14 protein-coding genes are annotated in these 13,270 nt (G+C 51.3%); 6 read left to right on the forward strand and 8 right to left on the reverse strand.

The annotated features are described in order from the left end of the window. Window position 1: 1 nt before the first annotated feature. Complete coding sequence (locus D5085_03235; protein QEP42233.1) at window positions 2–796, forward strand: TatD family deoxyribonuclease; 795 nt, start codon at window positions 2–4, stop codon at window positions 794–796. Window positions 797–959: 163 nt separating this feature from the next. Next, window positions 960–1,169 carry a hypothetical protein gene (locus D5085_03240; GenBank protein QEP42234.1) on the forward strand — a complete coding sequence of 70 codons (210 nt, stop codon included), beginning with the start codon at window positions 960–962 and terminating at the stop codon, window positions 1,167–1,169. A gap of 32 nt (window positions 1,170–1,201) precedes the next feature. On the opposite strand, the gene D5085_03245 is transcribed toward D5085_03240, so the two are convergent. Both D5085_03245 and D5085_03250 read right to left on the reverse strand, forming a co-directional pair. Then, a complete protein-coding gene (locus D5085_03245; protein QEP42235.1) occupies window positions 1,202–2,137 on the reverse strand; it encodes a chemotaxis signal transduction protein CheV in 936 nt (311 codons plus the stop codon). Between the two features lie 17 nt (window positions 2,138–2,154). Then, entirely contained in the window at window positions 2,155–2,979 is an 825-nt protein-coding gene (locus D5085_03250) for a dienelactone hydrolase family protein (protein ID QEP42236.1), read from the reverse strand. Between the two features lie 101 nt (window positions 2,980–3,080). On the opposite strand from D5085_03250, the gene D5085_03255 reads away from it, so the two are divergent. Genes D5085_03255 through D5085_03270 form a run of 4 tightly spaced genes read left to right on the forward strand, consistent with a single transcriptional unit; the run spans window position 3,081 to window position 7,462 of the window. Beyond that, window positions 3,081–4,793: a hypothetical protein gene (locus tag D5085_03255; GenBank protein QEP42237.1), complete on the forward strand. Its 1,713-nt coding sequence runs from the start codon at window positions 3,081–3,083 to the stop codon at window positions 4,791–4,793. Between the two features lie 9 nt (window positions 4,794–4,802). Then, a complete protein-coding gene (locus tag D5085_03260; GenBank protein ID QEP42238.1) occupies window positions 4,803–6,404 on the forward strand; it encodes a DUF3369 domain-containing protein in 1,602 nt (533 codons plus the stop codon). Beyond that, window positions 6,405–6,914, forward strand: coding sequence for a DUF697 domain-containing protein (locus D5085_03265; GenBank protein ID QEP42239.1), 510 nt, complete (start codon window positions 6,405–6,407; stop codon window positions 6,912–6,914). It abuts the gene before it with no gap. A gap of 35 nt (window positions 6,915–6,949) precedes the next feature. Next, window positions 6,950–7,462 carry a DUF697 domain-containing protein gene (locus D5085_03270; GenBank protein ID QEP42240.1) on the forward strand — a complete coding sequence of 171 codons (513 nt, stop codon included), beginning with the start codon at window positions 6,950–6,952 and terminating at the stop codon, window positions 7,460–7,462. On the opposite strand, the gene D5085_03275 is transcribed toward D5085_03270, so the two are convergent. From D5085_03275 to D5085_03300, 6 genes are all read right to left on the reverse strand, one after another. Beyond that, window positions 7,459–7,995: a DUF697 domain-containing protein gene (locus D5085_03275; GenBank protein QEP42241.1), complete on the reverse strand. Its 537-nt coding sequence runs from the start codon at window positions 7,993–7,995 to the stop codon at window positions 7,459–7,461. The genes D5085_03270 and D5085_03275 overlap by 4 nt on opposite strands. Continuing rightward, complete coding sequence (locus D5085_03280) at window positions 7,992–8,969, reverse strand: ParA family protein (GenBank protein ID QEP42242.1); 978 nt, start codon at window positions 8,967–8,969, stop codon at window positions 7,992–7,994. Before D5085_03280 ends, D5085_03275 begins: the two co-directional genes overlap by 4 nt. A gap of 108 nt (window positions 8,970–9,077) precedes the next feature. Then, on the reverse strand, window positions 9,078–10,040 hold the full coding sequence (locus D5085_03285; protein QEP42243.1) for a hypothetical protein: 963 nt from the start codon (window positions 10,038–10,040) through the stop codon (window positions 9,078–9,080). Between the two features lie 73 nt (window positions 10,041–10,113). Next, on the reverse strand, window positions 10,114–11,076 hold the full coding sequence (locus D5085_03290; protein QEP42244.1) for a hypothetical protein: 963 nt from the start codon (window positions 11,074–11,076) through the stop codon (window positions 10,114–10,116). A gap of 73 nt (window positions 11,077–11,149) precedes the next feature. Beyond that, window positions 11,150–12,154: a hypothetical protein gene (locus D5085_03295; GenBank protein ID QEP42245.1), complete on the reverse strand. Its 1,005-nt coding sequence runs from the start codon at window positions 12,152–12,154 to the stop codon at window positions 11,150–11,152. Window positions 12,155–12,283: 129 nt separating this feature from the next. Next, a complete protein-coding gene (locus D5085_03300; GenBank protein ID QEP42246.1) occupies window positions 12,284–13,231 on the reverse strand; it encodes a hypothetical protein in 948 nt (315 codons plus the stop codon). Window positions 13,232–13,270 lie beyond the last annotated feature (39 nt).

Below are 13,270 nucleotides of genomic sequence, written 5' to 3' on the forward strand. Positions count from 1 at the left end.
TATGTCCACACTTATCGATAGCCACTGCCATCTTGACCAACTGTCACAGCAGACGGGAGAGCCGTTAGAGGCGTATCTCAATAGCGCTCGTGAAGCGGGTATCAGTCGCTTTCTCAATGTCTCCATTCGCTCTGACACTATTGCCACCATCCTCGATATTGCCCAGCAGCATAGCGATATCTTTGCCTCCGCCGGTATTCATCCGAATGAGCATGAGAGCTCAGAGCCGACGGTAGAGCAGCTCATTGAGTGGGCCAAACCGACCAAGGTGATCGCGGTTGGTGAAACGGGCCTAGACTATTTTCATGGTAACAATCCCGATAAAACGCTACAACAGCAGCGCTTTCGTCGCCACATTCAAGCAGCTAGAGAGATCAAAAAGCCACTGATTATCCACTGTCGGGAGGCCGCTAACGATACTATCAATATCCTACGGCAGGAGGGGGCAGAGCAGACTGGCGGCATTATGCACTGCTTCGTCGAAGATTTAGCCACGGCTGAGGCGGCGATGGCACTAGGGTTCTACATCTCCCTCTCCGGCATTGTCACTTTTAAAAATGCCAAGCCGCTACAGCAGGTAGTTGCGCAGCTACCGTTAGAGCGACTGCTAGTTGAGACCGACTCCCCCTATCTCGCCCCCACACCGTGGCGCGGCAAACCGAACCAACCGCGCTATGTGACTGCGGTAGCCGAAAAGGTCGCCGAACTACAACAGCGCTCCTTTGAGAGCATTGCCGAGGCGACAACCACCAACTTTAACACCCTATTTGCGCTACCTGCCGCTGCTTCTGCTTGATCGATGTCAATAAGCGCTGTTGGTAGATCAACTTAGCCCCGCTTGTCGGCCTATCGTGTGAAAAAGCGCTTTCATTTCCGCTTGGAAGCATTAGTATATTAGTAACTTCTAATTATGAAGTCGTCTATATCCCTTCCAATGGCTATTCAAGAGGTAAATTATCATGAAGACACCCAAGCAGAACCGAGGCTTTGGCATTATTGAAGCGGTCATTATCTCCGCGTCACTCACTCTCGGCACCCTCATCGGCACCGGCCAGTTGCCGAATGAGGAGACTAAGACACAGCAACCCGCTGTCGCGCTACCGAGCTATCAACCAACTGATATCTCACTTAACACTCAACCGCAACCACCGTTACCACGAGAGCAGTAGCTGTCGGAGAGGTTCGTTAGGGAGAACGAACCTCACTGCTGCTGTAGTAATTTTAAGATCACTCTAGCCAACTCGTCGGGGTTATATTTACCGACAAACTCATTAGCCCCGACATTTTTGGCTTTCGATTCATTGGTTTTATTACTCATAGAGCTGTGCAAAATCACCGGTGTCAACTGTAGCTGCTCATCGGTACGAATCGCCCGAGTAAAGCTAAAACCGTCCATATCGGGCATCTCAATATCGGAGATAATGATCGCATAGCGCTCCCTCCCCTCCCCTAGAGACTCCTGTAACCGCTCCATCCCCTCTTTAGCGCTGCTAGCTAGGGTATAACGAAACCCTAACTGCTCTAAGACGCTCTGCATAAACATACGCGCCGACTTAGAGTCATCCACTAATAGAATCGGCTTATCGGCGAACGCCGCCGGATCGACTCGACGACGAATCGACTCACTCACCTCCTGTTTAATGCCAACGATATCGGCTAGTAGCTTCTCAATATCGAGAATCTGTACCGTCCGACCCCGATCATCATAGGCGAGTGCCGTTAGATAGGTAGAGTAGTTCAGCTTCTGCCCCGGGTTCTTAATCTCCTCCCAGCTACGAATAATCAGCTCGTTAGAGTGGCAGATCATCAATCCCTGAATCGTGCCGCTATATTCACACAGCAGCACCTCCCGACGACACCCCTCTTTCGCCTCACTCACCGCCTCCATCCCTAACAGGCGAGCGATATCGATAACTGTCACCGAACTACCGCGATAGTTGATGGTGCCGACAATCGCGGCATCGACTAGTGGAATATAGGTGATATGTTTAGGTGTTTCGATTATCTCTATGATTTTAAATACATTAATGCCATAAAGCTGCCTATCGGTCAAAAAGAAGGTCAGCATCTCCATCTTATTGGAGTAGGCCAGATTGGTGCGCTGTTCAATCTCGTCGGTGAGTGCGTTGTCAGCCATGGTTATCCTGTCATCAGTTAATCAAGATGTTTATGCAAAAAGGCGAGTGTTCTCGACCACGACAGGGCGGCATCATCGGCGTCATACCGCGCTCCGGTCGGGTTAGCAAAGGCGTGATCAGCGGTGTACCAGTAGTTATGGTAGGGGTGGCCGTTCTTATCGAGCTCCCTCTCAAACGCGCCGACCATCTTTTCGTTAATAAACTTATCCAGCGTACCAAAGTGTCCTAGTATCGGCCCTTTTAACGGCTTTAACTCGTCCGCCTTACGCGCGACACTACCGTAGTAGATAACGGTTGCATCGATCGGAGCGAGCAGCGAAGCATCGAGCGACCAGCCACCGCCATAGCACCAGCCGAGCGTCGCCACTTTGCCGTTACTGCGCGAGTGCTGCTTTAGCCACTCAATCCAGCCGCTGACGGCGGCGTTAGCCCATTGACTATCGACGCCATCTTTATAGGCTCGTGCCTCGTCGCGACTGGTCGCCACTCTGCCCTGATAGAGATCGATCGCAACAGCGATAAAGCCCTCATTGGCAAACTCTCGCGCCACGCTCTTAATTTGGTCATTTAACCCCCACCACTCATGGAATAGCAGCAGTGTCGGTGCCTGCTCGGCCTCAGGTAGCGCAACATAGGCGCTGCTCTTAACCCCAGAGTCGCTAGTTAGAGTCACACTCTCCCCCCCCGATGCTGCCGCCGCTCGCGCCAATGCCGGATCGAGCAAAATCGCCGCCAACGGCAACGATAGCGCCCCCTTCATAAACGCTCGGCGCTGCTCGTCCGGCACCACCATCGGTGGCAGGTGATCATAATTGGCACGACAACTGATTTCATCACACATGGTTTGAGGCTCCTTAGGTAAACAGACTAAATTTTAATTCGCACCCGCAAATTTCATGCTACTCTATACCGGCAGTGAGCGAGAATCAATCAATCAATACCATGACAACCAGAGACAACCGACACCCCAAGCCCTCCCTCTACCACAATCTAGCCACCACCATCGTGATTAGCGTGATAGTGATTATGGCTAGCTACTCCGGCTACCGCTATCTAGTGATAAAAGAGAGCGTTATTGAGCAGATGAAACAGCGTTCACAACTGACCCTAAATGCGCTGCAGCTCAATATGGCACCGCTGCTAGAGGCCTACGCTATTCACGAATATGAACAGCTACTAGAGACTGAAATAAAGCAGCAGCACCACTTCGCTCTCATCGTCGAAGATTTCAATATGGGACAGCTATTAGGCAAGACGGCATATATGACCGGAAAAATGGCCACGACCGATGGCTCCCTCACCGACTACGATCCCGATAGCCTGCCACAGCAGCGGGCGCTCCAGGCGATCTACTATCAACAATCTCTACCGATCCACTCCCCTAGCGACGATACCCTGCTAGCTAGAATAACGATCTATATCGACGACAACGCCCTCAATCGTGAGCTACAGCAACTGATAATGCAGCATCTAGTAATCTCAATCGCCCTGACACTGCTACTCATCGCCACCCTTTTTGCCTCTATCAGGCGTATTGTGTTCGCCCCCCTATCGGGAATTATCGACTACATTAGTAACAGCGGCGAAGGGGGGGTGCCCCAGCAAGCGATTCCAGAGCAGAAGTATCGCGAAATCGCCCTGTTAGCGAGCGCTATGAATCAGATGGTTGACTCGATTAAAGCCTCGAAAGATGAGCTGCAACACCAGCATCAACAGCTCCTTAAGAACGAGTCACAGCTACGGCAAAAGTCGATTGAACTGAGTCAACTTAACGAGACCCTAGAGGAGCGGGTCGAGCAGCGAACCCAAGAGCTCTCTGCGGCCAATCAGGAGCTAGAGCTGCTAATTACCACCCTAAAAAAGACCCAAAACGAGCTAATAGAGGCGGAGAAGATGGCCTCGCTAGGGGGGCTAGTAGCCGGTATCGCCCACGAAATCAACACCCCGATCGGTGTCGGGTTGACCGGAATGTCCCACTTCGATGAGGAGATTCAGCAGCTAAAGCTAAAATATGAGCAAGGGGAGCTAGAGGAGCACGACTTTAAAGAGTTTCTCGATACCTCAGCTGAGCTCTCCCGCACCATTTTAGCCAGCCTCCATCGGGCAGCCGATCAGGTGCGCAGCTTTAAACGGATCGCCGTTGATCAGAGCCATACCGAAATCCAGACCTTTTCCCTCAAAGAGTATGTTGACGAAGTGCTACTTAGCCTAAGAAACCGGCTCAAACAGACCCAACACCAGATTAAGCTAGAGATCGATCCCAAACTAGAGATGACCAGCGATCCCGGCTCTATTTCACAAGTGATTACCAACTTGATTACCAACTCACTGCTACACGGCTTTGAACCGCACCAATGGGGAGAGATAACCCTCAGCGCCAAACCGGCGCAGAGCCCGCAGCAGCTTGAGATCACCTATCGTGACAACGGTAAAGGGATTGCCCCACAGCACCGTAACAAAATCTTCGAACCCTTCTTTACCACCCGTCGCAATAGTGGTGGCACCGGCCTCGGCCTAAATATCATCTACAATGTCGTCACCCAGAGGCTGAAAGGGACGATAAAAGTTAGCCACCCCGAACAAGGTGGGGTAGAATTTCGTTTGGTGCTACCGCAAACTTTGACCCCCAAGCCAGAACAACTACCGGATATGTAACCTAACATTATGAGCCTATTTAAAAAAACATCCGGCACTGCCCCCGAACATAGTGCCCATGGTCTGTTCTATAAGGTTCTGATTGTTGACGATGAGCCCGATGTGCATACCATGACCAAAATCGTCATGCGAGGCTTTAAACTCGATAACTTTCAGTTACGCTTTCTCTCCGCCTTCAACTATCAAGATGCACTAACGCTACTGCGCCAAAATAGCGATATTGCGCTCGTGCTGTTAGATGTAGTGATGGAAGAGGATGATACCGGCCTAAAGATCGCCCACGCGATTCGGCAGGAGCTCAATAACAGCTTCGTCCGTATTATTCTCCGTACCGGACAGCCAGGACAGGCTCCTGAGGAGGAGGTGATCGTTAACTACGATATTAACGGTTACCGTGAAAAGACCCAACTGAACCGCAAGACCATGTTCAGTATGACCTACTCCGCTCTGCGCTCCTACCGCGATATTATGAGGGTAGAGGAGGCGCGACAACAGAGTGAGCGCAACCGCCGCGGTATCGAAAAAGTACTTAGGGCGACCACCAGCCTGTTTGAACCGCGCAGCATGAAACAGTTTGCCAGTGGCCTGTTAGCCCAAATGTCCTCGCTGCTTAACCTCTCAGAAGACTCACTGCTGTTTCAGACCGATAATCGGCCACTCACCCGTAGCGACCCTAGCCACATGAAGGTACTCGCCGCCACCGGCAAGTTCGAGCTATTGACCGAAACAGAGATTCTGCAACAGCTCTCAGACGAAGCGTTAGCGCTGCTCAATCGTGCCAATGGCGAAAGGCACTCTCTCTATGCCAATCATCAGTATGTCGGCTACTTTCATAACAAAAACTCCGATACCAGCCTCTTCTATGTTAGCAACTACCATAACCCAGATAGCGCCATTGATAACACCCTGCTAGAGATATTCTCCAATAATGTCAATATCGCCTTCGATAACCTGCTCCTAGAGCGAGAGATCGTTAATACCCAGCTAGAGCTCATCTCGACACTAGGCAATGTGGTCGAACAGCGCTCTGAAGATACCGGCAACCATGTTGAGCGGGTATCGCAACTAGCTAAACTGTTAGCACAGAAGAGCGGGCTAGCGGAGGAGGAGTGCGATCTTGTCTATATGGCCGCCCCCCTGCACGATGTCGGCAAAGTCGCCATTCCCGACTCGATATTAAACAAACCAGGCAAATTGACCCCCGAAGAGTGGCGGGTGATGCAGACCCATGCCGAACTAGGCGAGGCGATTTTAAACAAATCCGAGCGACCCATCTTTAAAGCAGCGGCGATTATCGCCGGCCAGCACCATGAACGCTACGATGGTGAGGGCTATCCTCGCCACCTCCAAGGAGAGGAGATTCACCTCTATGGCCGCATCGTTGCGCTAGCCGATGTCGTCGATGCGCTACTGCACAAACGGTGCTATAAAGAGGCTTGGCCACTTGAGCAGGTGCTCGACTATATTCAACAGCAGCGCGGAGGGCACTTCGATCCTAAACTGGTCGATATCTTGATGCAGCATCAGCAGCAGCTATTAGAGCTAACCCACATTAATGCCCCCTCCCCCTCTCCCCTCTCAATTTCACGGGCCATCACTGAGGTTCCCTAAATGACACACTCGCACGCTGAACCGATACAAGCTAATACCCTAGCGGCAGAGCAGACAAAAGCGAGGGGAGTGATAAAAAAATATACCCTAATCGCGGCTGGCTGTGGCACCATTCCCGTCCCTATTATTGATGCCGCCGCCGTCGCCTCACTCGAAATAATGATGATCGATGAGCTAGCCGAGACCTACCACCGCCCTTTCCCAGGTCGATTAGCACTTATTAAAGCGCTTATGTCGCTCATCGGTAGTCTAGGCCCTATCTATCTAGCCCACCACTCGCAGAGCGCCGTTAAGGGGGTACCCTTAGTCGGCCACCTCATCTCGGCCACCCTGCTCTCGACCACCAATGCCGTTGCCGTCTATGCGGTAGGACGAGTTTTTCAGCTCCACTTCGAATCGGGAGAGACGCTGTTAAGCCGCGATAACCAGACGCTGCGCCGACTATTTCAGCGCCAGCAGCGAGAGGGGAGAGAGCAGTTACCGCAACTGCTCGCCTCGACCGCCTCCTAACCCCCCCCTTAACACGACTTATAGTGAGTAATATCATGAACCAGACGACCACTACCATCGAAACAGTTCCCCCCCCCTCCACCACCATTGAGAGCGATCGTGCCACTCGTGCCCGACAGCTAATTCAAAACTACGCCTATGGTGCCGCCGGCGTCGGCTTAGTCCCTAACCCGTTCTTTGGCCAAGTGACCGTTGGTGCCATGGCGGCTAAATTGATCTACGATCTAGGCCAACTCTACGATATCCCCACCCCCAAATATCGCACCAAAGCCGCAATTGCCGCCGTATTAGGCGGTGCCCATACCCAATGGATCAGCTTCTATGCCTTAGGGGCCACGACGCTCATCTTCCCTGCCGCCGGCTTTTTAGGTACCCTGCTCTACCGTCCCCTAATTAGTGGGGCGATTATCTACACTTTAGGCAATATCTTTTCCAAACAGTTCTCTCGTGGCGTGAGAATCGAACAGCTCAACACCGAGGCACTAAAAGCTGAATTTGATCGCGGCTTCGCCGAAGGTAAAACATGGATGGCGGCACAGCAGCCTTAAGCCCGTTTTTTTGCCATCCGAGCCTGCCGTTTCCCCTCTTCGACTAGCTGCGGCAGCTCTTTTTTAGCCGCAGCGGTATCAAAATCTGTTAGCGAACCGCCCGCCTCAAAGTGGCGCTGAAACAGCTTTCCCACCGCATAGGTCGAGGCACTCGCATAGATAGCAAAGCTGACCCCACCCCCAAAGCTAACCACCCCAGGAATTAACTTTAACAGCGATAAGCCCGCCACAGCGCCACCGCCCCCTAGCGCCCCCAAAATAGCTTTAGCTCGATAGCGGGAGAAGGGCTGCCCATACTCCATCGCTATTTGGTTAATCATCTTTAACTGAATCGTACTCACTAGCAGAAGATCGATCCCAGGTAGCGGCACCGCGCCGAGGCTAGCGCTCCAAAAGATGTTATCGTAGATAATATGATCACTACGACGCCAGTGCTCTCGCGACTCCGGCATAGCAGCCTCATCGTTCACACAGTTCTCTGTCGTTGGCGTTTCATAGAGTCGTCTGCGAGTCCGTTGCACAGTGACACTCATTCAAGCGCTCCTTCAAAAGCAGATAGTTGAATCGATAGCAGCTCGCGGGTATAGGCATCATAATCGTCACGCGCCGGATCTTTACGACTCTCGGCAAAGATGGTCTCTCGTCGCTCTAGCACCCGCCCTAGCCTCGTACTGGTTCGAATATGCACGGGTAGTTGATAGTCGCGATAGTCGCGCTGCAGCCGCTCTAGCGCCTGACGGTTGAGCACCTCGCGCCCATCGTAGCGCACTAGCAGGGTCTGAATCTTCGGTAAAGTCACACCAAAGGCGTCACAAATCGATCTCACCTCCTGCAAAGTCAGCTCCACCCCCCGAAACGAAAACGAGTCAGCGGCCAGCGGGATCACCAGCAGATCAACCGCACATATCGTTGAGATGACAGCCGTATTGAGTGCTGGCGGGGCATCAATCACAATTAAATCGAATCCGAGCTGCTGTAACTGGCGGCAGAGAGCTCCAACGGCCTGTTTTTGATCCGCAGGGCGCTGTAGCGCCGAATCGAGCAGAGTATTATCGAGCGAAGAGGGGAGTAGCCATAGCTGGGGATCGATCTGCACCAGTGCCGCCTCAATCTGCGCCGGCTGTGGCCAGATATCGTAAAATATCGGCTGCCCCTCACCCGCTTCGGCATTAAAAGCGAGTGACGCGGAGGCCTGCGGGTCGAGATCGAGCAGACAGGTACGATAACCATACTCTACCGCTCGAGTTGCCAAAGAGATCGAACTAGTGGTCTTCCCTACCCCGCCACGCAGATTCACATGGGCAACCACCAGCGATCGATAAGTATGCCCCTGCTGCTGCAGATAGCGGCGAACCGCCTCAAACGATAGTGCTCGTCGATTACCCGGCAACGAGACCAGCTCCTCAGCGGTAAACCTCTCTGCCAGTTGCGCCACCTCACACCCCTGCAGTCGTGCCAACTCTTGCAGCGTCAGCAGATAACGACCCAGTTGGTTACTCTCACTCATACCATGCGACTCCCGCCCCGATTCCAAATTTAACTCAAGGGGGGATTCTGCCAGCGTTTGCGCATTAATGGTAGTCTCACACCACTCATCGCCCCTCAAAACCTGAGTCTATTGCGAAAGCCCCAAAACCTGCCTCGCCTCCTGCTCGCTCATGCCGGAGGCTGTCAATACGGCAACGGCTTTGGCAAGGGCACTCTCCCTCTCTGCGAGCACACTTTTCTGTTCATTGATGGTTTTATCTCGCTCCTTCAGCGCCCTCTCTTGCTCCTCCAGCGCCCTCTCTTGCTCATCTAGCGCCTTCCCCTGCTCATCTAGCACCTGCTCCTGCATAAATATCTTCCGCTCTAGGGACTCTAGCTCATCAAGCACCTCATCCTCTAGCTCCATCAGCTCCGAGACATCCTCTTCGACTATTGCCTGTCGCAGCCGCCGCACGACTCTACGAAACTCTTTGGGATAGTCAGCTTCGTCTAACTCCAGATAGTGGCGACTATTGGCGAGCTGCTGACTCTGATCGAAGATACTCAGCAGCACCTCTAGCTCATTGCGCCGCTTCTGCTTTAGCTGGGGGATCTGAACAATATAGCTGTCGTGGCTTAGGCTCTCGATAAATAGCTCTTTTTTTTCTAGCTCTTTTTCGGTCGCAGAGTCGATATAGCGCCGCTCTACTCTCACCACTGGGCTATCGGTATGCGCTAGTGTGTGGCCGAGAAAGTAGATGCAGATAATCGGTAGTGGCTCACTCTTTTCACCCTTTTGATAGACATTGTTCTTATCCTGATAGTGGCTGCCGAGATATTTGCGAAAGCGCATAATGTCGGTCGGTAGTTTCGCTTTTTGAATCTCTATCAGCACTAGCTTTTCATTACCCTCTTTTTGGCGAATTTTGGCTGCAAAATCGACCCGAAATACGGTAAATTGCCCCTGAATCCGTTTTTTATGTTCGGTCGGTTTTAACTCCAGCGACTCAATCGGCTGGTTGATAATTTTCGATAGTAGCAGTTTGGCGATACGAAGATCGTCCAATAGATATCTAAAGACGACATCATACATCGGGTTAGCAACTTTCATTGTCTATCTCTCCTCTCTAACTCACTTTAAAACTCGCTTGGGGGGAGATTTGCTCTCCATAAATATCAAGGCGCTATTGCAAAAGCCCTAGAACCTGCCTCGCCTCCTGCTCGCTCATGCCGGAGGCTGTCAATACGGCCACTGCTTTGGCAAGGGCACTCTCCTTTTCGGCAAGGGCACTATCTTTCACTGCGAGCACACTTTTCTGTTCATTGATGATTTTACCTTGCTCCTCCAGCGCCCTCTCTTGCTCATCTAGCGCCTTCCCCTGCTCATCTAGCACCTGCTCCTGCATAAATATCTTCCGCTCTAGGGACTCTAACTCATCAAGCACCTCATCCTCTAGCTCCATCAGCTCCGAGACATCCTCTTCGACTATTGCCTGTCGCAGCCGCCGCACGACTCTACGAAACTCTTTGGGATAGTCAGCTTCGTCTAACTCCAGATAGTGGCGACTATTGGCGAGCTGCTGACTCTGATCGAAGATACTCAGCAGCACCTCTAGCTCATTGCGCCGCTTCTGCTTTAGCTGGGGGATCTGAACAATATAGCTGTCGTGGCTTAGGCTCTCGATAAATAGCTCTTTTTTTTCTAGCTCTTTTTCGGTCGCAGAGTCGATATAGCGCCGCTCTACTCTCACCACTGGGCTATCGGTATGCGCTAGTGTGTGGCCGAGAAAGTAGATGCAGATAATCGGTAGTGGCTCACTCTTTTCACCCTTTTGATAGACATTGTTCTTATCCTGATAGTGGCTGCCGAGATATTTGCGAAAGCGCATAATGTCGGTCGGTAGTTTCGCTTTTTGAATCTCTATCAGCACTAGCTTTTCATTACCCTCTTTTTGGCGAATTTTGGCTGCAAAATCGACCCGAAATACGGTAAATTGCCCCTGAATCCGTTTTTTATGTTCGGTCGGTTTTAACTCCAGCGACTCAATCGGCTGGTTGATAATTTTCGATAGTAGCAGTTTGGCGATACGAAGATCGTCCAATAGATATCTAAAGACGACATCATACATCGGGTTAGCAACTTTCATTGTCTATCTCTCCTCTCTAACTCACTTTAAAACTCGCTTGGGGGGAGATTTGCTCTCCATAAATATCAAGGCGCTATTGCAAAAGCCCTAGAACCTGCCTCGCCTCCTGCTCGCTCATGCCGGAGGCCGTCAATACGGCAACGGCTTTGGCAAGGGCACTCTCCTTTTCGGCAAGGGCACTCTCCTTTTCGGCAAGAGCACTATCTTTCACTGCGAGCACACTTTTCTGTTCATTGATGGTTTTATCTCGCTCCTTCAGCGCCCTCTCTTGCTCCTCCAGCGCCCTCTCTTGCTCATCTAGCGCCTTCCCCTGCTCATCTAGCACCTGCTCCTGCATAAATATCTTCCGCTCTAGGGACTCTAGCTCATCAAGCACCTCATCCTCTAGCTCCATCAGCTCCGAGACATCCTCTTCGACTATTGCCTGTCGCAGCCGCCGCACGACTCTACGAAACTCTTTGGGATAGTCAGCTTCGTCTAACTCCAGATAGTGGCGACTATTGGCGAGCTGCTGACTCTGATCGAAGATACTCAGCAGCACCTCTAGCTCATTGCGCCGCTTCTGCTTTAGCTGGGGGATCTGAACAATATAGCTGTCGTGGCTTAGGCTCTCGATAAATAGCTCTTTTTTTTCTAGCTCTTTTTCGGTCGCAGAGTCGATATAGCGCCGCTCTACTCTCACCACTGGGCTATCGGTATGCGCTAGTGTGTGGCCGAGAAAGTAGATGCAGATAATCGGTAGTGGCTCACTCTTTTCACCCTTTTGATAGACATTGTTCTTATCCTGATAGTGGCTGCCGAGATATTTGCGAAAGCGCATAATGTCGGTCGGTAGTTTCGCTTTTTGAATCTCTATCAGCACTAGCTTTTCATTACCCTCTTTTTGGCGAATTTTGGCTGCAAAATCGACCCGAAATACGGTAAATTGCCCCTGAATCCGTTTTTTATGTTCGGTCGGTTTTAACTCCAGCGACTCAATCGGCTGGTTGATAATTTTCGATAGTAGCAGTTTGGCGATACGAAGATCGTCCAATAGATATCTAAAGACGACATCATACATCGGGTTAGCAACTTTCATTGTCTATCTCTCCTCTCTAACTCACTTTAAAACTCGCTTGGGGGGAGATTTGCTCTCCATAAATATCAAGGCGCTATTGCAAAAGCCCTAGAACCTGCCTCGCCTCCTGCTCGCTCATGCCGGAGGCTGTCAATACGGCCACTGCTTTGGCAAGGGCGCTCTCCTTTTTGGCAAGGGCACTCTCCTTTTCGGCAAGGGCACTCTCCTTTTCGGCAAGGCACTATCTTTCACTGCGAGCACACTTTTCTGTTCATTGATGATTTTACCTTGCTCCTCCAGCGCCCTCTCTTGCTCATCTAGCGCCTTCCCCTGCTCATCTAGCACCTGCTCCTGCATAAATATCTTCCGCTCTAGGGACTCTAGCTCATCAAGCACCTCATCCTCTAGCTCCATCAGCTCCGAGACATCCTCTTCGACTATTGCCTGTCGCAGCCGCCGCACGACTCTACGAAACTCTTTGGGATAGTCAGCTTCGTCTAACTCCAGATAGTGGCGACTATTGGCGAGCTGCTGACTCTGATCGAAGATACTCAGCAGCACCTCTAGCTCATTGCGCCGCTTCTGCTTTAGCTGGGGGATCTGAACAATATAGCTGTCGTGGCTTAGGCTCTCGATAAATAGCTCTTTTTTTTCTAGCTCTTTTTCGGTCGCAGAGTCGATATAGCGCCGCTCTACTCTCACCACTGGGCTATCGGTATGCGCTAGTGTGTGGCCGAGAAAGTAGATGCAGATAATCGGTAGTGGCTCACTCTTTTCACCCTTTTGATAGACATTGTTCTTATCCTGATAGTGGCTGCCGAGATATTTGCGAAAGCGCATAATGTCGGTCGGTAGTTTCGCTTTTTGAATCTCTATCAGCACTAGCTTTTCATTACCCTCTTTTTGGCGAATTTTGGCTGCAAAATCGACCCGAAATACGGTAAATTGCCCCTGAATCCGTTTTTTATGTTCGGTCGGTTTTAACTCCAGCGACTCAATCGGCTGGTTGATAATTTTCGATAGTAGCAGTTTGGCGATACGAAGATCGTCCAATAGATATCTAAAGACGACATCATACATCGGGTTAGCAACTTTCATTGTCTATCTCTCCTCTCTAACTCACTTTAAAACTCGCTT

Source organism: Ectothiorhodospiraceae bacterium BW-2, from assembly GCA_008375315.1.
Taxonomy (GTDB): Bacteria; Pseudomonadota; Gammaproteobacteria; order Thiohalomonadales; family Thiohalomonadaceae; genus BW-2.